This window comes from Nostoc sp. DedSLP03 (genome assembly GCF_034530815.1).
In the GTDB taxonomy this organism is placed as follows: Bacteria; Cyanobacteriota; Cyanobacteriia; order Cyanobacteriales; family Nostocaceae; genus Nostoc.
Map to the genome: position 1 here is coordinate 206,362 of NZ_JAVRCK010000002.1, position 26,379 is coordinate 232,740.

Genomic DNA, 26,379 nt, shown 5'->3' on the forward strand with positions numbered 1-26,379 from the left:
AATAAAACTAAGCGGTAACTTTTAATTTGACAAAACTTATACTGCGGTTGTTTAATCCGACGTGATATTAAATGTCTCTAAAAAATATCTGCGGGTTCGGCAGTGCGTAACTTAGGAACGGCGATCGCATCAGCGATAAAATACATTAATACCGTTAAACCGGGTATGAAGGCGGATAGCTTAATCGAACCGTTTTTTTGATCGACCCAAAGAGCTAAAGCAAAACTGGTAAGATTAGACCCAATTAGAGAAACTGATTGTCCAAACCAAACAATCAAAAATGGTTTCAGAGTTTTGATTGCTTGATTAACAGATAAAGATTTAAGCATCTTTTTGAGAAGAATCTAACTTTGTGTGGAATCATATGACTAACCAGTTTCCTGAATTTTTTCAAGACAATCTTTTAATTTTTCTGCTAAAACTCGAACATGAGGTTCATTAAGCATTGTTATGTGTTTGCCCGGAACAACTTGGATATTCACTGGTAATTTGGAAAATTTTCCCCAGCTTAAAGCTTTATTTTCTAAGTCTTCAGAAAACTTTTTCTCATCACTAGCCATAAAACAAGTGATTTGATTTATAGTCTCAGTGTTTTTTGGTTGATAAATAGTATCAACCTGAGTTTTATAAACTTGAACCAGTCCCCGCAGTTGCTTGATTCCAATCTCAGCGGGTAGGACATTGGCTAGTTGTAATCGTTCTTGAAAATACTTTAATTGTTCTTCTTCTGACTCAAAGGATTTAAGAACTTCGTAGGATATATCTAAGCTTGTTTCGTAAAGTTCTTCCATTACTACGCCAACCTCTTTTAACCAAAAAGCATTATCCACCCCAACATGTTGCGATTTGGCATCAACATCATCAACATTTGGTGCAGCAGTATCAAAAAGAGCCAAAAGTGCTACTTCGTGACCTAGTTTTTGTAACTGCTGCGCCATTTCAAAAGCTACTTTAGATCCAAAAGAATGACCTCCTAACAAATATGGTCCTTTCGGTTGAATAGACTGTATTGCTTGAATGTAGAATGTTGCTGCAATCTCGACTTGTGTATGTGGTTCTGATTCTCCATCAAGACCAAGTGCTTGTAGTCCATAAAAAGGTTGTTCTGGGCCTAAATGATGAGCAAGATTGTAGAAATAGATCGGATTGCCACCGGCCCCAGGCACACAAAAGAAAGGTTTGTTGGAACCACTGGGCTTAACTGCCACCAAGGGAGACCAGATCGATGTATCTACTGGCTGACGCAGAAAAGTCGCTAGTTGTTGAATAGTCGAGTTTTGAAAGAGTACTGACAAGGGTAAATTGATTCGGAATTGCTGTTCGATTTTGGCCATCAGTTGAACAGCTAAAAGGGAATGTCCGCCAAGCTCAAAAAAGTTATCCTTGACTCCGATGGGGTAAAGATTTAGAACTTGTGACCATATTTCTGCTAGTTGCTGTTCTACGAGATCGAGCGATCGAAAAAAGCGATTGTCCACAGCAATATTATTAAGATCGGGTACGGGTAAGGCACGGCGATCTATTTTGCCATTGGGGGTCAAGGGGAGTGCATCTAAGTACACGAAAGCAGCAGGAACCATGTACTCTGGTAACTTCTCTTTCAAGAATTGTCGCAAGTCACTAATACTGGGGTTCTCCTCGGCATCGCTCACTAGATAGGCTACTAATTGTTTATCACCTGGAGTATCAACGCTTGCAATTACCGTAACCTGCTGTACATGGGGATATTGGCTCAAAACTGCTTCAATTTCGCCTAATTCAATCCGAAAACCACGGATTTTGACTTGGTTGTCAATACGACCGATATACTCAATATTGCCATCTGGTAGATACCGAGCTAAGTCCCCTGTTTTGTATAGTCGCGATTGTGGATTATCACTGAAGGGGTTAGGAACGAATTTTTCTGCTGTCAGTTCGGGACGATGGAGATAGCCTCTGGCTAATCCTGCACCGCCAATGTATACTTCCCCAGGAACACTAATGGGTGTCGGCTGTTTTTTCGAGTCAAGTATGTAAATTTGAGTGTTGGCTAAGGGGCAACCGATGGGAACAGTTGAAGATTGTCGAGTGTCAGGTACTCCTTCAACTTGGTAAGTAAGAACCCCTACCGTAGCTTCAGTCGGTCCGTAGTGATTGATAATCTGACATTCTGGAGCTAGTTGTTGAATTTGTTCGATCAACTCCCAACTGGTTGACTCTCCACCTAGAACTAAACGCTGACGTGGCAAAATTTGCGCGCCAGCTTCTGATGTTAACAACGCTTTTAGATGCGAGGGAACAATCTTAAGACAATCGATTGAATTGTACCCGAAATAATCACTCAGATCTTTGGCACTAGTGATTTGCTCGGAAGAGATTATATGCAGACATCCACCACCGCACAAGGAAGGGAAGATAACAGTGTGACCCAAATCTGCTGCTATGGTAGAAACTGTCGCATAATTGGCTTTTAAAGGAAGATTAAGTACTGTTTGGATGCTGTTGAGATAGTTAAACAATTGCCGATGTTCGATCGCTACACCTTTAGGCAACCCAGTAGAACCAGAAGTGTAAATGACATAAGCTAGATTTTCTGGTTTTACCTGAGTTTTGGGATTTTCGTTTGCAACGCTTGCTATTTTCTCCCAATCTGTGTCGAGGCAGATAATATTAACTTGACAATCAGTAAGATTTTTTTGTAGTTTATGTTGAGTCAATAATACTACAATTCCAGCATCTTGCAGCATATAGACTAAACGCTCTGATGGATAATTAGGGTCAAGTGGCACATAAGCTCCTCCTGCTTTGAGTACTGCCAATATACCTACCACCATCTCCAACGAGCGTTCTACACAAATACCTACCAATGTTTCTGTTTGTACCCCCAATGTTTTTAGGTAATGTGCCAGTTGATTAGCGCGATTGTTCAATTCTCTGTAGGTCAGTTGTCGATCCTCAAACACCACTGCTACCCCTTCTGGCGTGCGTTCGACTTGTGCTTCAAACAAGGAGTGAATGCACTGTTCTTGAGGATAATTGGTAAATGTTTCGTTCCATTCGTATAGCAACTGCTGTCGTTGGCGATCGCTACACATTTCTAAATCGGCGATCGCGTTATCTGGGTGAGCGATCGCGCTTTCGAGTAAAGTCAGGTATTGTTCTGAAAGGATTTTGATATTTTTGAGGGGAAATAAGTTGGAATCATAATGAAACTCCAGCAACAAGCCCTCGTCGAGACGAACCCCAGAAAGTTTTACTTTAAAGCGATCGATACAAGTATATTGTTTGTACAGAGAAAATAAGACGTTACCAACAACACAATTTGCAGGCTGTTCTTGAAAATCAAAACAAAAAGGAAAAAAGGGTGGCTCTGTCCCATTTCCATTCTTAGCGGCAACTTGCTCCCAGCTAAAATATTCTTCCCATTTGTGACCAGAGCTTAAAGTTTCCTCAACTTTTTCTAGCAGTTCTTTGAAATAAAGATTTTCTTCAAGATGGGAATGGATGGGTAAATACTTGGTCAATAATCCTAAAATATCTTTTAATTCTTGATATTTACGCCCATTGCTGGCAGTGCCGACAATAATATCTGACTGTTCGGTGAAACGCCAGAGTTGAATTTGCCAGCAAGCTAGTAAGAATACAGAAATCGAAGTACCATACTTGCGAACAAGCATTTCTAACTTTGTTACTGTATCGGAATTAATTTCTAGTGTTAGAGATTGAGGCTCGAATCGTACTTTGGCAGATGAGTGATTTTCTAAAGGAATTTTCCCCTTTAAAAGCGAAAAAACATCCTGTTTTTGCCAAAACTCTCTTCCTGTTTCTGTGTCCTCTGATTCCAATAATTCATTTAGCCATGCAGATATATCTGCGTACTGCATCGATTCATCGTCAAGTTCTCTACCGTGCAAGTATGCTTCATAAAAATAATAGATTTCTTTTACCAAATTATGAAGCGTTGTTAAATCGCCGTAAATGGCAGGTAAGCTGATAAATAAGATCTGTTCGCCTGATGACAGTTTATTTAAGACTATATACAAAAGAGGCCCTTTTTGCAAATCGAAAGTTTGCCAACCTCGATCTTGAAAAAGTGCATTGATCGCAATCTTTTGTTCTTGGGAAGCCAAACTGCTTAGATCGCGCTCTTCAAACATTAGCATACTGTTTTCGGTTACAAACTGAAGCGGAATTGACACCTCAGGCAAATAATTGAAAACGGTACGAAAAATTTCCTGTCGCTTAATGATGTTTTCTAAGGCAACTTTTAAAATATCTGGAGCGAAATTTCCCTCAATACGTATAGCAATTTGAGAATAATAAGCGATCTGGCGTAGGCGTAGCCCGCCGAAGGCATCGCTTCTACCTACGCGACTAGAGTAATCGTTTTGCTGTAGCACCCATAGATGCTTCTGCTGAGGTGAAATACGAAACCCATCACCAATTGTACTTTGCATATCTCTACGTCCTTTTTCTACTAAAAATGCTTCCAACTTAACAAGATTCGGACATACCTACCAAAACTTTTCTCGCGCCGACAAAAGGCATACGTCCATGAGCAGTTAACATATTGTCCAGCACCAAAATATCTCCTTTCTGCCAGGAAAAAATAACCTTTTCCTGTTGGTATATCTGATTAATCTTTTCGATCGTAGAGGGTTCAATGGCAGAACCATCACCGTAATAGGCATTGCGCGGAATAGTATCTTCTGCCAACAAAGAGAATAATGATTCGCGTATTTCTGTTTCCAAACTTGAAATGTGAAATAAATGAGCTTGGTTGAACCAAACCATTTCACCTGTACGAGGATGTTTGGCAACAGCCTGGCAAACTTGACGAGTTGTTAGGCGATCGTTTTTCCATTCAAATTCAATCCCTTCTTTATGGCAAAAACTTTCTACTTCTGATTTATTTGTGGTTTGAAAAACATCTTGCCAGGACAAATCTAAGTCACCGTAGTTACGAACGTACATCACCTTCTTTTGCATAAATTTTTCTTTGATGACAGAATCGAGTTTTGCAAAAACTTTTCGACTGTCAGCAATCGGTGTTTCTCCGCCTTCTTTGGCAGGTTGGGCGCAGAAAAAACAAATTTTCATCGGCCAAACAGAAGAATAAGCTTTCTCGTTATGGAGAGGGATCGATTGGTTGGCAGGATATTCAGTTGAAGTATAGATTTTATCGTTTACCTGAGTGCGTGGAGTTGAACGATAATTGTACTCTACTAATTTTCCTCTAGAAATTGCCTCAATAAATTCCTGGAACTCTTGCACTCCATTTACATTAAAATTCCGAAAAACTATACCTCCATATTTTAGTAAATGAGCTTCAAGAAAATCTCGATTTTTGGCAGTCCATGCTACTAAATTAACCCCATCTAGAACGGGTGAAATAACTAAAGGAAGAAAGTTGTCAGAGTCAAGAAATTTTTCCTCAATCAATTTTTCTCGATCTTTATCGATCGGCTTTCGCTTAGCATTGTGTAACTTATTGATGCTGTTTTCTGTGGTTTGTATGATTTTCATAATCTGTTCTCAATTTCAGGTGAATTATTCAAGTTACGTCTGTGCGATTTTTTTAGTTTCTGAACGCTAACCTCTTGTAGTTCTTTTTCTTTTACCAATTGCCTTTGTCTGTCTGCCTCAGAAAGTATTTCTTTGATGGTGTTCAACCTGATATGAGGCTGTACTACAATATGGCTCAAAAGTGTCTTAAATTGTTCTAAAAATCGCGTAATAGTAGTAGATTTAAAGAGGTCTGTATTGTATTCCAACAAGCCAAACAATCCTGTTTTTGTCTCCTCCATATTTAAGAGAAGATCGAATTTCGTTGTCTTGTTATCGACCTCTATGAAATTTATATTGAGCTTTGAAAGCTTTATATCTGATATGGGAGTATTTTGGAAAACAAATTTTATCTGAAACAGAGGGGTTCGGCTAGGATCTCGCTCTGATTTCATGGCTCCTACCAGCGTTTCAAATGGTAGATCCTGGTGAGCATAAGCCCCCAGCGCCACCTCGCGAACTCGTCCTAATAATTCTGCGAAGGTAGGATTGCCGCTGAGATCGGTTCGCAAAACTAGCTGATTAACAAAGAAGCCGATTAATTGTTCAACCTCAGTACGATTGCGGTTAGCGACAGCAGTACCTACAACTATATCCTCCTGACCAGTGTAGTAATACAGCAAACATGTAAATGTCGCAAATAGTGTCACGAACAAAGTGACTCCCTCTTGATGACTTAGCGTCTTAATTCCCTCAGTCAAAGTCTTTGATAAATGCAGAGATTGACTTGCTCCTCGAAAGGTCTGCACTGCTGGACGAGGGTAGTCGGTAGTTAATTCTAATAAGGCTGGTGCGCCAGCCAGTTGTTTTTGCCAGTAGTTCAGTTGATTTTGTAATTCTTCTCCCTGCAACCATTGACGTTGCCATACTGCAAAGTCTGCATACTGAATCGGTAATTCGGGCAGAGGTGAAGGTTTCCCTTCTACAAATGCATAGTAGAGGGTGGCAATCTCTTGGATGAATACTCCAATTGACCAACCATCAGAGACAATATGATGCATTGTCAGTAACAAGACATGCTCGCTATCTGATAATGCTAGTAGTGTACCTCTGATTAAGGAGTCTGTTGCCAAGTTAAAAGGCTTGGCGGCTTCGGTGGTGGCTAGGCTTTTAATTTCGGTTTCTTGCTGGTTGGCTGGCAGAGCTTGCAAGTCAATGGTGGTCATTTTCCAGTCAGTTGCAGGATGAATGATTTGTATTGCTTCCCCGTCTTGTTTGACAAAGTTGGTGCGTAAGACTTCATGACGACGAATAATTTCACTGATGCTCCTTTGGAAAGACGTCGGCTGTAACTTTCCTTCTATTCTGACGGCGGCAGGCATGTTGTATGCTGCACTATCTGGCTCTAACTGGTCGAGAAACCATAATCTTTCTTGGGCAAAGGAGAGGGGGATTTTCTCTGTGTCTGGGGCAATCCGCTCTATCAGTGGCAGATTCAAGCTTTGTTCCTCTGTCCGTAATTGAGCGATGGTTTGGTCGAGTTGCGCGACGCTGGGCGTTGCAAAGACAGCTTGGAGGGGGATTTCTACTTCAAAGCTCTGTCTGAGTCGAGAGATTAATTGGGTAGCCAGGAGGGAATGTCCTCCCAGTTCAAAGAAGTTGTCATGAATGCCAACGGTTTCTATTCCTAACACTAGAGCAAAAATGTCAGCGATGATTTCTTCACTTGGCGTGCGGGGAACTACATATTCGCGCTCTCGTTCGATGTCGCCATCAGGTGCAGGTAAGGCAAGTCTATCTATTTTACCATTGGGTGTTAACGGCAGGGTATCGAGGCTGACAAAGGCAGAGGGCATCATGTAAGCGGGGAGTCGCTGTTGGAGAAATTCCCGCAGTTGATGGTTGCTGAGAGTTTCTTGCTCGCTGACTACATAGGCTACTAGTTTCTTATTACTAAAAGTATCTTCTGTGGCAATGACTACGGCTTGTTGAATCTGGGGATGGCTACTCAGCACTGCTTCGATCTCTGCCAGTTCGATACGGAAGCCACGAATCTTCACCTGATTATCAGTACGACATATATATTCAATAGTACCGTTGTTTCTGTAGTAAGCTAAGTCCCCTGTTTTATATAAGCGCATACCTGACTCATCGTTAAAGGGATTGGGAATGAATTTCTCTTTAGTCAAGTCAGGACGGTTGAGATAGCCTCGGGCAAGCCCAGCACCGCCGATGTACAGTTCGCCTGGAACTCCTATGGGAACTGGTTGAAGATTGGAGTCAAGAATATAAACTTGCGTGTTGGAGATAGGGCGACCAATTGGCACAGATTGTTGATGCATCCCGCGCTTACAAGTCCAGAAGGTTGCATCAATACAAGCTTCAGTAGGTCCGTAAAGATTGTGCAATTCTACATCAAGGTTAACAAATAACCGCTCTTGGAGCGCGACAGGCAAAACTTCACCCCCACAAAAGATGCGTTTTAGGGATTTACAATTCTCGATCCCTTCCTGCTCTAAGAGCATTCGCAGCAACGTTGGAACAAGTTGAAGAACCGTGATTTTCTGGTCAGTAATCGCCTTGACGATATAAGCGCTGTCTTGGTGACCCCCAGGTCGCGCCACAATCAACTGTGCTCCTATCAACAATGGTGCGTAGAATTCCCAAACCGAAGCGTCAAAGCTAAACGGAGTTTTCTGTAGCAGTTTATCTTCTTTGGTCAGGGGGAAAGTCGATTGCATCCAGAACATATGATTGCAAATTGAGGAGTGCGAAATCATCACTCCCTTAGGCTTGCCTGTGGAACCAGATGTATAAATGACATAAGCCAAGTTGTCTGGTTGAATACCATTCCGACAAAGATTTTCCTCACTCTCTTGGGCAATGCTTTCCCAGTCAGTGTCCAGACAGACGATCTGCGTCCCTTGTTCGGGGAGACTTTTCAAAAGCCGCTGCTGTGTTAACAGCACAGATGTCTGAGCATCGGATAACATAAATGCCACCCGCTCCTTTGGATACATGGGGTCTACAGGTAAGTATGTCCCACCAGCTTTGAGAACGCCAAGTAGGGCGATAATCATCTCTAAGGAACGCTCTACGCAAATTGCCACTAGTGCCTCTTTCCCTACGCCTAGTTTCCTTAAATGATGTGCCAGTTGATTTGCTTTAGCATTCAGTTCAGAGTAAGTTAATTGCTCCTTTTCAAACACAACAGCAATGTTTTTTGGCGTGCGCTCTACTTGTGCCTCAAAAAGTTCGTGGAGACACTTGTGTTGAGGGTAATCAGTTTTTGTGTTGTTGAACTCAACCAACAGTTGGTGACGCTCAACACTATCAATTATGTCTAATTTCCTCAGTGCTGCTTGCGGATTTTCGATGACACTTTCTAACAGTGTCTGGAATTGTCCTATTAAGCGTTTGATATCTTCTCGGCAGAAGATATCAGAATCGTAGTGAAGCTCTGCAATCAGAGAATCATTTTTACGAACAAACAAGAGTTTTAATTTGAACCTGTCAAAACATGTATACTGCTTATAAATTGAAAAACATATCTCGTCACAAGAGCAATTGGTAGATAATTCCTCAAAATCGAAACAAAAAGGGAAGAAGGGCAAAAGCGTATACTTTGCATCAGTTCCTAAAATTTGCTCCCAAGCAAAACATTCTTGCCAATCATATGCATCATTTTGAACCAGTTGAACCTGCTCTAAGACTTCAGTAAACTTGAAGTTACTATCAAGATAAAAATGAAGCGGTAAATATTTTGCAAATAGCCCCAGTGCTCCCTTGAACTCTTCATCAGTTCTGCCATTAAAGGAAGTACCAATAATAATTTCTGACTCTTTACTGAGATGCCAAAGTAGGATTTGCCAGCATGACAGTAAGAATGTTGGTAATAAAGTATCGTAGTGACTCACTAACTCTTCTATCTTTACCACCACATCAGGATCAATTGTCTGAGTCAGAATTTGAGGTTTAAATCCGGTTTTACTAGCAGTTTGATTTTCAAAAGGCAGCTTCAAGTTGAAAAGATGAGAAATATTCTGCCTGCGCCAATAATCTTTTCCTATTTCTGCCTCCTCTGCTTCAAGCAATTCATTTTGCCATTCGGAGACAAGAATGTATTGCATTGCTTCATCAGACAGTACCTCGTCATACAAGCAAGCTGTATAAGCTTGGCTAATTTCAAGCATCAGATTCTTAAGTGTAGCTGCATCCGCGTTCATAGCAGGTAAGCTGACAAGCAATACATACCTGGATGGTGACAAAGTAATTAGAGATATGTGCAATAGTGGACATTGCTCAAAGTCAATAGTTTGCTGCTTCGCTTCTTGAAAAAGTTCTTCAATTCTCAAGTCTTGTTCTTGGGGTTCTAAACCAATCAGATTATGGTTTTGAATGGATAGTATACTGCTATCATTTATCACCTGAAGTGGGATATTCATTCCAGGCAAGCAATGAAAGGTAGTGCGAAGAATATTATGTCGATTAACGACATTATTTAAGGCAGTTTTTAAAGTTTCTGTATCGACTTTTCCCTCTATGAGGATGGTACATAAGGATTTATAGGGGTGGTTACTATCAGATTCTTGCAATTGCCACAGATGTTTTTGTTGAGGTGAAAGTTGAAAACCTTGAATCGTTTCTTTTGACATGAGAATACCTCGCTTTAATAATTGCTGAAAATTTTTGATGAACACAGTTCTCAACTACTTAAATGTCTGTACGGGTAAATGGTTCGCCCATCGCTACCAAAACCTTCCTAGAGCCTTCATAAGGATTCCTTCCATGAGCAACCAACATATTGTCTAACATCAATATGTCACCTTGGTGCCAAGGGAAAGCAACGGTTTCTTGTTGATAAGCTTCACGAATCTCATCTATTACTGAAGCTTCAATTGAAGAACCATCACCGTAATAAGTGTTGTATGGAAGGTCTTCTTCGTTGAATTCTGCTAAGAGCATTTCACATAGTTTTGGTTCTAAACTTGATATGTGCCAAAAAGCAATATGATTGAACCAAACCATTTCACCTGTCTTTGGATGTTTTGCCACACTAGGGCGAATCTGACGAGTTTTTAGGCGATTATCGCCTTTCCATTCAATTTCAATTCTGGCTTTACGGCAATACTCCTCCAGAGCCATCTTGTCAGTGGTGTTAAAGGTTTTCTGCCAACGAAGACCAAATCCATCACCAAAGTTTCGGACTAACATCCACCCCTTTTCCATAAAGCGCTTTCTAATTTGAGGGTGAATGCGTTGGAAAACTTTTCTCATGTCAGCAATCGGCGTTTGCCCTCCCAGATTAGCAGGTTTAATACAGCAAAACCATATGTTCATGGGCCAGGTCATAACATATGATAATTCATTATGTAAGGCGATGAATTGATCTGGAGGAAATTCGGTAGATGTATAGATTTTTTCGCTCAATTTAGTACGCGGTGTTGCACCTTCCATATAAGGCATTAGCCGCGAAGAAATGCTATCGATAAACTGCTCAAAATCAGTTTGTGTACTTACATTAAATCCCCTGAATAGTATTCCTCCATGCCTCAATAAATTCGCTTCAATGAATTCCATATTGCTCTGAGCCCAAATTTTTAGATTTAAATCTGTTAACTTAGGCTTAACTACGAGAGGTAACAGTTCTTCTGGTTGCAAATAAGATACCTCAAGTAATTCTTCATGTGATAAGCTAATAGCTTCAGGTTTGAAAGTTCTTTTTTTATTCTCCCACGATTTTTTGATAATAAGATTCTGTTTTTCTATATTTTTCATTGTCCTGTTTCCTTCTTCTCCAATTTTGATGCATTAATAAGTTGTGGTTTTAGGTTCTCGATCTTACTGCGACGAAATTCTCTGAATTCTTTCTGTTTTACGACCCGTTTTTGCTTCTCTGCTTCTTTGAGTATTCTTATTAGGGCGTTTAGCTTGATACTGGGCTGTGAAATACTAGTATGCAAAATGGTTTCAAAAGTTTCTAACATCCGCACGATGGTAGCAGCGTTAAATAAATCTGTGCTGTACTCCAATTCTCCACTCAGTCCTTGCTCTGTTTCCCACATGGTTAGGAGCAAATCGAATTTGGCTGTACCGTTATCAACCTCTAGCAAGCTTACGGTCAGTTTTTCAATCTCCAGATCTGGCATTGGGGTATTCTGAAGGACAAACTTTGCTTGAAACAGTGGTGTGCGATTTAAATGGCGCTCTGGGTTGAGGGCTGCTACCAGTTTGTCAAATGGCATATTCTGATGGTCATAAGCTTCTAAAGCTACTTTGCGAACGCGCCAGAGCAACTCCCGAAAGGCAGGATTGCCAGATAAATCGGTACGCAATACTAGTTGGTTAACAAAGAAACCGATAATTTCTTCTGTCTCAACACGGTTGCGATTGGCAACATCAGTACCAATTACAATGTCATCTTGACCACTATAGTAATGCAGCATACTCTTAAATGCTGCTACTAGAGTCATAAATAGCGTAGTTCCTTCCCGACGGCTTAACGCCTTGATATCCTCAGTCAGAGTCTTAGGTAGTTCAATAGATTGCCTTGTGCCTCGAAAGGTTTGGACTGTGGGGCGCGGTCTGTCGGTTGGCAGTTGCAATAATTCTGGTGCGCCCTGTAATTGCGATACCCAGTATTGTATTTGCTCCTCTAGTATCTCTCCACTCAACCATTGTCTCTGCCACAGGGCAAAGTCGGCATATTGAATCTCTAGATTTGGTAGGGGGGATGATTCTCCAGCACAAAAGGCTTTATACAGCGCTGATAGTTCTCGTACCAACACGCCAAGCGACCATCCATCAGACACTATATGATGCATATCAATGCAGAATACATAGTCACTGTTTGATAGCCGCAATAAGCTACATCGAATTAAGGGAGGACTCTCTAAGTCAAAGGGAGTCATGGCTAATTGTTGGATTTGTTGCTCTACAACCAATTCCTGTTCGCTCTCTTCTAAGTGTTGTAAATCCACCACCTCCATATTCATGCTGGCTTCTGGGTGAATTACTTGCATCGGCGTGCCATTGATATTAACAAAACTGGTGCGGAGTATTTCGTGGCGACGGATGATTTCGGCTAGGGCTTGGTGCAAGGCATTAAGATTTAATCTTCCACTTAGGCGCAGAGGGGCAGGCGTATTATAAGTTGCCGATGCTCCTTCGAGTTGGTTGAGGAACCACAGCCTCTCTTGGGCAAAGGAGAGAGGCACAGAAGTTAATCCATCTCGACGAGGGATGATTTGGGTGTTGAAACGCATTCCTTTTTTCTCCAGCAGGAGTTTGAACACAGCATGCTTTGCATCGTTGGAGAAACTATCTGAGGAGACAGAATGGTTTGTGGTACTCATAACTTTGTTTCTATGCTTGAAGTTGTAAAAATTGACGCTCCCCGCCCTAAAGGGACGAAGATTCTTAAGACATTTTCTTTTATTCAACTTGTTGCATTAAAACATCATCTCCTATGGGTTGCAGTGGCGTATAATCTCGACAGACTAAGAATTCTGGTCTTGGTTTGTGATAAGAGCGCGGTATATTTTTGATGCTGTTATAGGTAATCATAAGCAGTTTACGAGGGTAAGGAGAGATGTTAGGAACTGAACCATGAGCTATATTGCTGTGGAAGAAGAGAACAGAGCCAGCACAACCAACAGGAGCTATTATGCCTCCTTTCTCAACAAGTCGAGTTACAGTTGCATTGTCTAGAGAGTACTTAAGATTAGTACTGACATTAGCTTCCCAGCCGGCATCTTCGCCTTCAACTAAGGATTTACGGACCTCACATTTGATAAGTCCTTCTTTGTGAGAACCTGAAATTAAATACAGTGGACCATTAAAGTGATTCACTTCATCCAAAAAGATGCCGACATTGACTGCTCTGGGTTCTGGCATACCATCTTCCTCGTACCAAAATACATAGTCTTGATGCCAAGGCCAAATATCGCCAGTAAAAGCTGCTTTCATGTTGATCTTGAACTGGTAAAGATAGACAAAGTCCCTTAAAATCTGTTGAGCAGGTTCTAACAGAAGTGGATGTTGAATCAAACTCTGGAAAACTTTGCTGTGGGCATGAACCCCATGAAGGGCTCGTACCGTTTGGTTATTCTTTTCCATCATTCGTCCAGCGAGGTTCTCTGGTAATTGTGAAAGTTCTTTGCACAAAACACTAACTTTTGCCTCAGATAAATAATTGGGAAGAAATAACATCCCCTCCTCTTCGTACTTTCGTATCTGATCTTGGGTAAGTTTCATGGTAGTTCGTTTTTCTATTTATAATTAGTGGGACTTTAAGAGTTAGCAGTTATCAGTTATCAGTTTCATCGTTGGGGGAAACACCACACCAAGAACACCGAAAGGGTTGGTGGCGGGTTTAAATCCCCCACCAGCCCGAGAAAGCATCACTGGTCACTTGGTATAAAAAGTCTCTGAACCCCTTGCAGGGTCTTTCTGACAAATTTCGTAACAGAATCTTGTGAAAATGTACCCATTCTTAATTGAATAGGGGCAGATTAATCCTCGTATTGTGATATCCGCTTCGTATAACTAACTGTAGGTTGCATACTGAATTGTTGAAAACTTCAAATTCTAAGTATCGCTCACAAGTCCAACCATTAAAGCAAAAACGTGTCGGAGAGATGGGAACCAGTGAGATCAATGGTCTCTCTTCTACGAAGAATACAAGCTGTCCGTCTAGTAGTTTTATACTTGCATCAAATTCACCAGGAATTCCATCATCAGTCTCGAAAATCCCCTTCATAAGAGCTGCAGGAATAATAAATTTACATTCAAATTTATTGATATCTTTTTCAGAAAGATTTACTGGCTCTTGATGCTCAATGATGCCATTAGCTCTAACTTTAGAAACAAAGTCCTTAGGAAATAGGCTTAATACAAAATCATTAATAATGACATCAACGATCATATGTATCCTATCCAAAGAACTGTTATTCACAACCCAGTGGGGTTTTGAAAAGTTACCATACCAAAGTTGACCAGCCTCCCACTTACAGCGATCGCCGTCAATCACTATTACTACATCTTCATGAGTAACAAGCGGTATGTGTAAACGTATTTGTCCGTATTTAAAGTCATGATAGGTATCACAGTGCTTTTGAATAGAAGCCCCTGCTGGTAGCAGAGATAAGCGGACACTTCGCTTATGGCATTTTAAGCTGTCAATGATTTCTTTAAAGTAAGGAGTGTGCTTAAGAATTGCTGTTTCTTCAAAAGGCTCTAAACCCGGACCGCCTGGATCGGATTTATCCCATCTTCCTCCTTGCGATCTTAAACTTAAACCTTTCCACTTGCCATCATGGAAAACTTCTGGGGAAGAACCCCATAAATCCTTGAATGAAAAAGGCTCCTCTGCTATCCAGGTAAAGGAATTGACTATTTTCAGTTCTTCTTGAATTCTTTCAATATCAAAAGACATTTTTAACGGGATAGAAGAGGGTAGTTTTTTTGTTTTTAGTCCAATCATTTCTAAATCTCCTAGATTATTATTTTTTAACAGTTACTAGTTATCAGTTATCAATTTCATCGTTGGGGGAAACACCACACCAAGAACACAGAAAGCGTTGGTGGCGGGTTTAAATCTCCCACCAGCCCGAGAAAGCGTCACTGGTCACTGTTCACTGTTTTAAGTTCTGCCGCCATCGACTGTACTTGCTCGGGAGAAAATGCAGCGACTTCTTGCCAGGTACGAGCAATTTCTTCGATTACATCGCGATCGCCCGCTATGTGAGCCATAGTATCTACTAATTGAGCTACTGTCTGACTCTGGAATAGCTGACGCACCGATAACTCTAGATCGAACTTCTGATGAATATGGTTGACTAGCTGCATTGCTAATAGAGAATGACCCCCTAGATCGAAGAAGTTATCGTGAATGCCGATACGCTCAAGACTGAGAATTTCTTGCCAAATTTGAATTAAGACCTCCTCTGCGGGGGTTTGAGGTGGGACAAATGCGCGACCCTGGTTTGATAAAGCTTCATTAGGAGCAGGTAAAGCACGTCGATTCACTTTGCCATTGGATGTCAAAGGTAAAGTGTCGAGAAAAATAAAAGCGGAAGGTAGCATATATTCTGGTAGCTTGAGCTTGAGAAACTCCCGTAACTGCTCGCTCGTTATAATCTGCTCCTGAATTAAGACGATATAAGCTATTAAACGTTTTTCTCGTGCTTCTGAGCCATACAGCACCACAACAGCCTGACTGACTTGAGGATGTTTGTTAAGTACTGACTCTATTTCACCGAATTCAATACGGAAGCCCCGAACCTTCACTTGATCGTCCATCCGTCCTAAGAACTCGATATTGCCATCAGGTAAATAGCGAGCCAAATCTCCGCTATTAAATAATTTTGAATTTTGAGATTGCTCTGATACGTCAGCACGCTGCGATTTTGAATTGTTAAAAGGGTTAGGAATAAATTTCTCATTCGTCAAATCAGAACGGTGGAGATAGCAACGAGCTAAACTGACCCCACTGATAAATAGAAACCCCCATACCCCTATGGGAACTGGCTGGAGATTACGATCTAAAATGTAAATTTGAGTATTGGCAATTGGCTTACCAATAGGAGGATTATTTGGCCATCTCTGGGGGGTATCGGTGAAAACGTATGAAGTTATGATATGGGTTTCAGAAGGACCGTATTGGTTATAAAGTTTACAGTGGTTAAGGCAAGAGAATAGGTCGATCATCTGTTGAGTAATCTGAAGCTGCTCCCCTGTAGCGATCGCTTCTCTAAGGTTGCCAAACAATTTGGGTTGGTCTCCATATGCTTGTGCTAATTGCTGCCAAATGGCAACTGGCAGGACTGCCTTGTGGATCGGGTTTTCTGCTAAAAAATGTATTAATTTATCCAAATCTAGACGATAATTTTCTGGAATTAAAAACAGTGTCCCTCCCGAACACCAAGCAACAAACATTTCATAAAAACTGGCATCAAAACTGAGGGAGGCAAACTGAAGGACTCCAACCCCTGTCGCCATTGTTGCTAAATGCCACTGGATGAGGTTGTTTAGCGCCCGATAGGATAAGGCGCTCCCTTTAGGCAAACCTGTAGAACCAGAAGTGTAAATGATATAAAGCAAATTATCGGACTGCACTTGAGGCTTTGAGTCGGTATCAGACTCACTAGCTATTAACTCCCAATCAGTATCCAAACAAACCACCCGTGCTTGATTGTGTGGCAAAGATTCTAACAATGATTGTTGAGTAAGCAACACCTCAACACCCGAATCTGCCAACATATAACTTAACCGTTCTTGTGGATAATTGGGGTCAACAGGCACATACGCACCACCAGCTTTAAGTATCCCCAAAAGTCCTACCACCATCTCCAGCGAACGTTGGACACAAATGCCCACCAGGACTTCTGGCCCCACACCGAGGGTTTGCAGGTAATGGGCCAGTTGATTTGCTCGACTATTTAACTGTTGATAAGTCAATTGTTGCTGTTCAAATACTACTGCCACAGCATTCGGTGTTCTCTCGACCTGCTCTTTAAATAACTCATGGATACATTTGTCTTTAAGATAGTCTGTGTGTGTATCGTTCCATTCGACTAACAACTGATGACTTTCGGCAGGACTCAGTAAAGGTAATTCACTCACCCTTTGCTGGGGATTTTCAACAATGGCTGACAACAAGTTTTCAAAATGACTCGCCATCCGCTCAATGGTCGAGCGATCAAACAAGTCAGTGTTGTACTCCCATTTACACTCCAATCCTGCCGAAGTTTCGCTTATATCTAGGGTCAAATCAAACTTAGCAATCGTCCTTTCCTGCTCTAACTCACTCAACGATACTCCTGGTAGTTCCAGCTCGCCCATCGGTGCATTTTGCAACATAAACATCACTTGGAACAGCGGGGAGTAACTCATAGAGCGTTGGGGTTGTAATGCCTCTACTACGTGTTCAAAGGGCACATCCTGATGTTCATAAGCTTGGAGGGTAGTTTTTCTGACTTGCGCGAGCAACTGCTCGAAGCTGGGATTATCCTCTAAGCGAGTTCTCAAGACTAAGGTATTCACGAAAAAGCCAATCAATGGCTCTATTTCACTGCGGTGGCGATTGGCGATCGCTGAACCAATGACCACATCTGACTGGCCGGTGTAACGATAGAGTAAGGTGGCAAAGGCAGTCAACAAGGTCATAAATAACGTACTACCCGCCCGCCTTGAGAGTGATTCTAATTTCTGAGTTAATTCCCGATTCAATCCAAAGCTTTGCGTTGCACCTCTATAGCTTTGCACGCTGGGACGCGGGCGGTCGGTGGGTAGTTGCAGCAATTCTGGTGCACCCTGTAATTGCGATACCCAGTATTGTATTTGCTCCTCTAGTATCTCTCCACTCAACCATTGTCTCTGCCACAGGGCAAAGTCGGCATATTGAATCTCTAGATTTGGTAGGGGGGATGATTCTCCAGCACAAAAGGCTTTATACAGCACTGATAGTTCTTGAATCAACACGCCCATCGACCACCCATCCGAGACTATATGGTGTATGTTGATGCCAAATACGTAGTCGCTGTTTGATAATTGCCATAAATTGCACCGAATTAAGGGAGCACTCTCTAAATCAAAGGCAGCAATCGCTGCAAGTTGTAATTGTTGCTCTAAAACTAGTTTGCGTTCGCTCTCTTCTAAGTGTTGTAAATCCACTACTTCCATATCTATGCTAGCCGTTGAGTGAATCACCTGCATCGGCGTGCCATTAATGTTGGCAAAACTGGTACGCAGTGCCTCGTGGCGACGAATGATTTCGGCTAGGGCTTGCTGCAAGGCATTGAGATTTAATCTTCCACTCAGCCGCAAGGCGGCAGGCATATTATAGGTTGCCGATGCTCCTTCGAGTTGGTTGAGAAACCACAGCCTTTCTTGGGCAAAGGATAAAGGAGTTGGCTGATCTCTACGGGCATATCCCTCTGAAATTTTCTCTTGTTTATCGATCGTAGATTTTTTAGCCTCTAGTTTCTTAAAAAGAAGTTGAAGTTCCTTTGAAGAGAGATTGCTTAATCGGTCGTGCAGATTGCTCATGATATTTGTCTTAATTAATATGAGGAATTTCTGGATTTGATTCAAAAAACGCAGAGTATATCAATTACTTTTCAAAGCATAGTCATTTATTTAATGATTCATCTATTTATTTCTTCTAAGACTTTTTCCAGCAAATCGTTTTCTGTCTGCTCCATAAGTTGGTTTAATAAGAACTCAGACAATTCCGCAATGGTAGTTTTTTCAAATAGTAAACGCAGGGGTAAATCAACTAAAAATGAAAAGGCTTCCCGAATTTGAACCATGAGTTGAGTTGCCAGCAAAGAATGACCCCCTAATTCAAAAAAGTCATCGTGAATGCCTACTTTTTCTAATCCTAATATCCCTGACCAAATATTAGCCAGTATTTCTTCTATTGGTGTTCTGGGAGCGACAAAATCGACTGTTATTTGCTGATTTATATTCGGTATGGGAAGATTTTGGCGATCTATTTTGCCATTGGGAGTCAACGGCATGAATTCCAACAATTTGAAAGTAGAAGGAATCATATACCCAGGCAGTTGTGTTTCTAAAAATTGACGTAATTGGGGAACTAACTTTTTAGTCAACTTCCCTTGCAACGGATTATTTGCATAGGTATGCCAAGGTCTGAGACTGCCTGGCGGTACATCAATAATTTTAGGAGCTGACGATAGTTGGAAGATAACTGCATAAGACTCATCTGTACCAGAATTAGACCAGATAATTTCGCAAGAATAGGGAAGGTCGAGACTTAAATTCCACCAATCTTCCGGGTCTACTCCCCAATTACTGACCAGAATGGCTTCTTGCCGCAATTGTTCAACGGTCTCCAGACGATCGCTTTGATTTAAAACTTGTAACTCTTTCTGGAGGCGACCATTAGGGACATATGATATCCCTAAAGTTTCTGGTCGATCGCTTTCTAATAGCTGCCGCACCTTGTCTAAGGTGAGATGTTCGGTGTGCCAATTCAAACAGTCAATCTCTGTGGTGCTAGCAGCAGGTACTTGACTGTCGATGTGGAGAATTACATCGTAGCGAAATTTTGTGAGTTCATTATGATAAGTGCCTCTTTTGAGCTGAATTTGCACCTGAGTAATACAAGGCAAATGCTGTCGAAGGTCTGCGAAAAAGGCGGGGTCGATTAATAATTCTTCTTCTTGAGTGACCCACTGTTGGATACGTTTTTTTAATTGTGATATAGAGGTAGAGTCAGACGTTTGATCTAGCTGTACAGAAGCATGGTAGTATTCCAGTAACAATAAGTTTCGGATGTCGCCGATAAAAATACAGCCGCCTGGTTTAACCATGCTGACGGCATTTTCGATGACGCGCAGTAGATAAGTGATGTTCGGAAAATATTGAATGACTGAGTTGATAATTACCGTATCAAAAACTTCTGCTTCAATGCCTTGAAAATCATCGGCCATTCTGTGAAAAAGAGTGACATTTTCCAAGCCACCAACATGCTGCCGCATATCCTCAACATATTGCAGTGCTACTTTTGAATAGTCTGTCCCCCAGTACTCATAACAGTGGGGCGCAATTTTAGATAACAGCAGTCCCATGCCACAGCCAATCTCTAGTACTCGCTTGGGCTGTAGCTCTAAAATGCGTTGTACTGTGTAATCTACCCATTGCCGCATTTCCTCATCTGGAATTGGTAAACCTGTGTAACTACTATTCCAACCAGTAATATTGAAAGACCAGTCTCGACCTCGATGCACTTGCTGATAACTTTGTTCGTACATATTTTGCCAAACCAAATATGTATCAGATAGATATTCAGTTTGCAATTCATTTATTTGTGCTTGCAGATTACGCTCTTCTGTATTGGCGACTATATAGGCAACCAAGTGTTTATTCCCTAGAGCATCTTCTCGAGCAATTACTGCTGCTTGCTGTAGATCGGGATGTTGGCTCAAAGTGCCTTCGATCTCTCCCAATTCAATGCGGAAACCACGAATTTTAACTTGATGGTCGTATCGACCAATATACTCGATGTTGCCATCAGACAGATAACGAGCCAGATCGCCAGTTTTATACAGGCGTGCTGATTTGTCAGGGAAGAAGGGGTTGGGGATGAATCTTTCTTGAGTGAGTTCGGGACGGTTCAAATAACCTCTAGCTAAACCATTGCCACCGATGTATAGTTCTCCAGGCACACCAATGGGTACTGGTTCCATTTGTCGATCTAAGATGTAGATTTGAGTATTGGCAATTGGACGACCAATAGAAGAAGGTCTATCTTCGGTAGTTGCTACTTTCACTTGTTCAAGTGTAGACCAGATAGTTGCTTCAGTTGGACCATACAAATTCCACAATTCGCTACCAGTTGCCAGAATTTGATGGGCTAGACGCTTGGATAATGCTTCACCACCACACAATACCTTTAGAGGATAATTAGAAGACCAACCCCCAGCTAATAACATTTGCCAAGTAGCTGGAGTAGCTTGTATAAGGGTTGTTTTTGATTCGCACAACTCAGACAACAGCCTATCGGCATCAGTAGCAATTTCATGGGAAGTGACAATAACTTTTGCTCCTACTATCAATGGTAAATAAAGCTCAAGGGCTGCAATATCAAAGGCAATAGTAGTGACTGCATAGAAAGTATCTTCTTGAGTTAATCCTGGAAAATGACTCATATAATTTAGGAAGTTGACCACACTGTGATGTTCGATGGCAACGTCCTTGGGTTGACCTGTAGAGCCAGAAGTGTAGATGACATAAGCCAAATTATCTGCACCCGCACTACTTACTAAATTCTCCTGACTATGCTGCGAGATTACCTCCCAATCAGTATCCAAACAAACCGTTCGGGCAGTATGAGATGGCACAGATGACAACAAGTTTTCTTGCGTCAACAACACCTCAACACCCGAATCTGCCAACATATAACTTAACCGTTCTTGTGGATAATTGGGGTCAACAGGCACATACGCACCACCAGCTTTAAGTATCCCCAAAAGTCCTACCACCATCTCCAGCGAACGTTGGACACAAATGCCCACCAGGACTTCTGGCCCCACACCGAGGGTTTGCAGGTAATGGGCCAGTTGATTTGCTCGACTATTTAACTGTTGATAGGTTAATTGTTGCTGTTCAAATACTACCGCCACAGCATTCGGTGTTCTTTCTACCTGCTCCTCAAATAACTCATGGATACATTTGTCTTTTGGATATTCCCACTCGGTGTCATTCCATTCCACTAACAACAGCTGGCGTTCGGCAGGACTCAGTAAAGGTAATTCACTCACCCTTTGCTGGGGATTGTCCACAATGGCTGACAACAAGTTTTCAAAATGACTCGCCATCCGCTCAATGGTTGAGCGATCGAACAAGTCAGTGTTGTACTCCCATTCACACTCCAATCCCGCCGAAGTTTCGCTTATATCTAGGGTCAAATCAAACTTAGCAATCGTCCTTTCCTGCTCTAACTCACTCAACGATACTCCTGGTAGTTCCAGCTCGCCCATCGGTGCATTTTGCAACATAAACATCACTTGGAACAGCGGGGAGTAACTCATAGAGCGTTGGGGTTGTAATGCCTCTACTACGTGTTCAAAGGGCACATCCTGATGTTCATAAGCTTGGAGGGTAGTTTTTCTGACTTGCGCGAGCAACTGCTCGAAGCTGGGATTATCCTCTAAGCGAGTTCTCAAGACTAAGGTATTCACGAAAAAGCCAATCAATGGCTCTATTTCACTGCGGTGGCGATTGGCGATCGCTGAACCAATGACCACATCTGACTGGCCGGTGTAACGATAGAGTAAGGTGGCAAAGGCAGTCAACAAGGTCATAAATAACGTACTACCCGCCCGCCTTGAGAGTGATTCTAATTTCTGAGTTAATTCCCGATTCAATCCAAAGCTTTGCGTTGCACCTCTATAGCTTTGCACGCTGGGACGCGGGCGGTCGGTGGGTAGTTGCAGCAATTCTGGTGCACCCTGTAATTGCGATACCCAGTATTGTATTTGCTCCTCTAGTATCTCTCCACTCAACCATTGTCTCTGCCACAGGGCAAAGTCGGCATATTGAATCTCTAGATTTGGTAGGGGGGATGATTCTCCAGCACAAAAGGCTTTATACAGCACTGATAGTTCTTGAATCAACACGCCCATCGACCACCCATCCGAGACTATATGGTGTATGTTGATGCCAAATACGTAGTCGCTGTTTGATAATTGCCATAAATTGCACCGAATTAAGGGAGCACTCTCTAAATCAAAGGCAGCAATCGCTGCAAGTTGTAATTGTTGCTCTAAAACTAGTTTGCGTTCGCTCTCTTCTAAGTGTTGTAAATCCACTACTTCCATATCTATGCTAGCCGTTGAGTGAATCACCTGCATCGGCGTGCCATTAATGTTGGCAAAACTGGTACGCAGTGCCTCGTGGCGACGAATGATTTCGGCTAGGGCTTGCTGCAAGGCATTGAGATTTAATCTTCCACTCAGCCGCAAGGCGGCAGGCATATTATAGGTTGCCGATGCTCCTTCGAGTTGGTTGAGAAACCACAGCCTTTCTTGGGCAAAGGAGAGGGGGATTTTCTCTGTGTCTGGGGCAATCCGCTTAATCAATGGCAGATTCAAGCTTTGTCCCTCTGTCCGTAATTGAACGATAGTTTGGTCGAGTTGCGCGACGCTGGGCGATGTAAAGACGGCTTTGAGGGGAATTTCTACTTCAAAGCTCTGTCTGAGTCGGGAGATTAATTGGGTAGCCAAGAGAGAATGTCCGCCCAGTTCAAAGAAGTTGTCGTGGATACCGACAGTTTCTATCCCTAACACTTCACCAAAAATGTCGGCGATGATTTCTTCGCTTGGTGTGCGAGGGGCTACATATTCTCCAGTTCTGTCGCTCTCGGGATCGGGTGCAGGTAGTGCTTTTCTGTCTATTTTGCCGTTGGGAGTTAACGGCAAGGTATCAAGGATGACAAAGACCGCAGGTACCATGTAGGCGGGGAGTCGCTGTTGGAGAAATTCCCGTAGTTGATGAGTGTTGACGGTTTCCTCTTCACTGACGACATAGGCGATGAGGCGCTGATTTCCAGAAGTATCTGCATTGGCTATGACCACAGCTTGTTGAATCTGAGGATAATTATTCAACGCTGCTTCGATTTCGCCTGGTTCGATGCGGAAGCCGCGAATCTTTACTTGATGGTCAATGCGTCCCAGGAATTCGATGTTGCCATCACAAAGATAACGAGCGAGGTCGCCTGTTTTATATAGGCGTGCTGATTTGTCAGAGGAAAAGGGATTGGGAACGAATTTTTCTTGAGTCAATTTTGGACGGTTTAAGTAGCCTCTGGCTAATCCATCACCACCGATATAGAGTTCTCCAGCTACTCCAATCGGTACTGGTTGCAACATTTCATCCAAGATATAGAGTGTGGTATTACTTAAGGGACGACCGATAGGCAACTTGTATCCCATCTCTAATGGCGCTGTATCTGGTGGTAACTGATACATGGTTGAGGTGATGGTCGTCTCCGTCAAACCGTAGACATGAACTAGGGGCAGATGAAATTGTTGCCATTGCTTTATATACTCGGACAAGATAGTTTCGCCACCGACCAACAGTAAGCGTAGTGAACTCGGTGGACGCATCCCCAAGCTAGTTAGTTGCGATACCCACTCATGCCAGTGCGCTGTAGTCATTTCCATGACTGTAACTTTCTGCTGGCTGATGATTTGCTCTAGTTGTGTAGCGGTAATTACTTTGGCTTCATGTGGTAGGACAACCACACCACCAACTAGCCATGTCGGTAGAATTTCCTCTAAGAAAACGTCAAAGCCGATCGATGCTAATTGTAAGAAGCGGTCTTGGTTATTTAGCCCTAAAGTATTTTTAGCTGTCAGTGCATAATTGACCAATCCCTGATGGATCGTGACTACACCCTTGGGAACACCTGTAGAACCAGAGGTGTAGAAGATAGCAGCACTATTTTTTGGTGCAGTAAGATTTTCGGGGTTAATAATTGGTTGTTGGGCAATTTGCGACCAGTCTGTTTGCCAGCAGATGATTTTTTGGCTGCTGATAGATAATGCACGAATGAGTGATTGCTGGCTCAGCAGTATTTTAACTTGGGCATCTTCGAGCAAATATTGCAGGCGTTGTGATGGATAATTCCGATCTAAAGGCAGATATGCACCACCTGCTTTGAGGATGGCTAAGACGGCGATGAGTTGTTCGATGCTGCGTTCTAGGCACAGTCCGACTAATACTTCTGCTTGTACTCCCAATTGCCGTAAATGATGGGCCAGTTGATTCGCGCGTTCATTTAACTGTCGATAAGTCAATTCCTGCTCTTCAAATACCACCGCTACAGCATCCGGTGTTCTCTCTACCTGTTCCTCAAATAAGGAATGGATACATTTGTCTTGGGGATATTCCCGCTCAGTATCATTCCACTCTACTAATAATTGTTGGCGCTCGGCGGTACTTAGCAAAGGTAATTCGCCGATCTTTTGCTGGGGATTTTCAGCAATGGCACAGAAAATCGTTTGCAAATGTCCCAACATCCGTTCTATCGTATCTTCTGTAAACCGAACCGAATCGTACTCGATCTTGACTAATAACTCATCTCCAGGTACTGCAACTACAGTCAGTGAATAATTCGTTCGTTCATAACTCTCGATTTCGCTTAGCTGTAACGAACCACTTTTATTGGCTAAAGAACTATCCATTGGATAATTCTCAAACACCACAATACTCTCAAATAACGGTGTTCCCCCGGGAACCTCGCTCAGGGATTGAATTTCTACCAGTGGTGTATAAGAGTATTGCTGCAATTCCAACATGAACTGTTGTATTTGTGCCAGCCAAGGGATGAGTTGTTGGTTCGGGGATATTTGCAGCCGTAATGGTAGGGTGTTGATAAACAATCCCACCATATTTTCCACCCCAGATAAACTTGTCGGACGACCAGAAACCGTCACGCCAAATACAATATCTGGCTCGCCACTATAACGACTTAAGAGTAAACCCCAAGCAGCTTGGACGAGCGTTGATAAAGTCACATGCTGCTGTTGTGCCAGAGCAAGCAATTTACGGCTCACATCTGTGGATAACTGTAATTCCAGTTCTTGGTAATTTGAGTCTGGCTGCTGAGATTGAGGCGGAGTTCGATCGACTACTAGAGGAGTAGGCGCACTAAAACCTTGTAAAGCTTGTCGCCAAAACTCAGTCGAGGCTGTCTGGTCTTGAGCATTTAACCAAGCGATATAACCTCGGTAAGGAGTTGGGGTTGACAAATGATAAGTTTTCCCCTGAAGTTCGGCCTCATACAAACTCAACACTTCTTTGAAGATAATTGGCAAACACCAGCCATCCATCAGGATGTGGTGACAGTTCCAGATAAACTTGTAAACATCTTCACCGAATCTAATCAACGTACACCCCATCAATGGTGCTTGGTCTAATTGAAAACCTTGCTCTCTTTGGGTTTGCAACAACTCTGATAATTGCTGTTGTTGATTAGTTGAGGATAACGATCGCCAATCGAGATTAGTCCAAGGTAAATCCACCTGTTTCAACACCACTTGTAATGGCGTGGGGCGATTTTCCCAAATAAAGAATGTCCGCAGAATTGAATATCTATCCACCACTTTTTGCCAAGCAGATTTAAAAGTAGTAACATTGATATCCCCCTGCAACATCAAAGTCATCTGCTCGACATACACCCCACTCTTCGGGGCATATAAACTGTGGAACAGCATCCCCTGTTGCATCGGAGACAGTGGATAAATTGCTTCAAGATTTTTAGATGCGCTCGGAGATTTCACTTTTTTGTTGCTCATTACTATTCACCTTTTTTTTGTATAGCAATCCTAAATCATTTGTAAACAATTTCTGTTTCCTGTTCCC

The 26,379-nt window shown here is 42.3% G+C and carries 9 protein-coding genes and 1 pseudogene; all 10 read right to left on the reverse strand.

All coding sequences use genetic code 11. The features are described from left to right. Positions 1-77: 77 nt before the first annotated feature. The gene (locus tag RM368_RS01925; protein WP_322692473.1) at positions 78-329 is read right to left on the reverse strand and encodes a hypothetical protein; all 252 of its coding nucleotides are present in this window, start codon (positions 327-329) and stop codon (positions 78-80) included. Between the two features lie 39 nt (positions 330-368). Beyond that, positions 369-4,436 carry an amino acid adenylation domain-containing protein gene (locus tag RM368_RS01930; RefSeq protein WP_322692474.1) on the reverse strand — a complete coding sequence of 1,356 codons (4,068 nt, stop codon included), beginning with the start codon at positions 4,434-4,436 and terminating at the stop codon, positions 369-371. A gap of 37 nt (positions 4,437-4,473) precedes the next feature. After that, entirely contained in the window at positions 4,474-5,505 is a 1,032-nt protein-coding gene (locus tag RM368_RS01935; RefSeq protein WP_322692475.1) for a TauD/TfdA family dioxygenase, read from the reverse strand. Then, positions 5,502-10,139 (reverse strand): non-ribosomal peptide synthetase, encoded by a 4,638-nt coding sequence (locus RM368_RS01940; protein WP_322692476.1) that lies wholly within the window; start codon positions 10,137-10,139, stop codon positions 5,502-5,504. Before RM368_RS01940 ends, RM368_RS01935 begins: the two co-directional genes overlap by 4 nt. 58 nt (positions 10,140-10,197) lie before the next feature. Then, positions 10,198-11,262: a TauD/TfdA family dioxygenase gene (locus RM368_RS01945; RefSeq protein ID WP_322692477.1), complete on the reverse strand. Its 1,065-nt coding sequence runs from the start codon at positions 11,260-11,262 to the stop codon at positions 10,198-10,200. Beyond that, entirely contained in the window at positions 11,259-12,749 is a 1,491-nt protein-coding gene (locus RM368_RS01950; RefSeq protein ID WP_322692478.1) for a condensation domain-containing protein, read from the reverse strand. Before RM368_RS01950 ends, RM368_RS01945 begins: the two co-directional genes overlap by 4 nt. Positions 12,750-12,918: 169 nt before the next feature. Continuing rightward, positions 12,919-13,740, reverse strand: coding sequence for a phytanoyl-CoA dioxygenase family protein (locus RM368_RS01955; protein ID WP_322692479.1), 822 nt, complete (start codon positions 13,738-13,740; stop codon positions 12,919-12,921). A gap of 238 nt (positions 13,741-13,978) precedes the next feature. Then, positions 13,979-14,968 carry an aspartyl/asparaginyl beta-hydroxylase domain-containing protein gene (locus tag RM368_RS01960; RefSeq protein WP_322692480.1) on the reverse strand — a complete coding sequence of 330 codons (990 nt, stop codon included), beginning with the start codon at positions 14,966-14,968 and terminating at the stop codon, positions 13,979-13,981. 137 nt (positions 14,969-15,105) lie between these two features. Further along, positions 15,106-18,393: pseudogene (locus tag RM368_RS01965) on the reverse strand (non-ribosomal peptide synthetase); the annotation flags it as partial. A gap of 239 nt (positions 18,394-18,632) precedes the next feature. Beyond that, positions 18,633-26,312 (reverse strand): non-ribosomal peptide synthetase, encoded by a 7,680-nt coding sequence (locus tag RM368_RS01970; RefSeq protein WP_322692482.1) that lies wholly within the window; start codon positions 26,310-26,312, stop codon positions 18,633-18,635. Positions 26,313-26,379 lie beyond the last annotated feature (67 nt).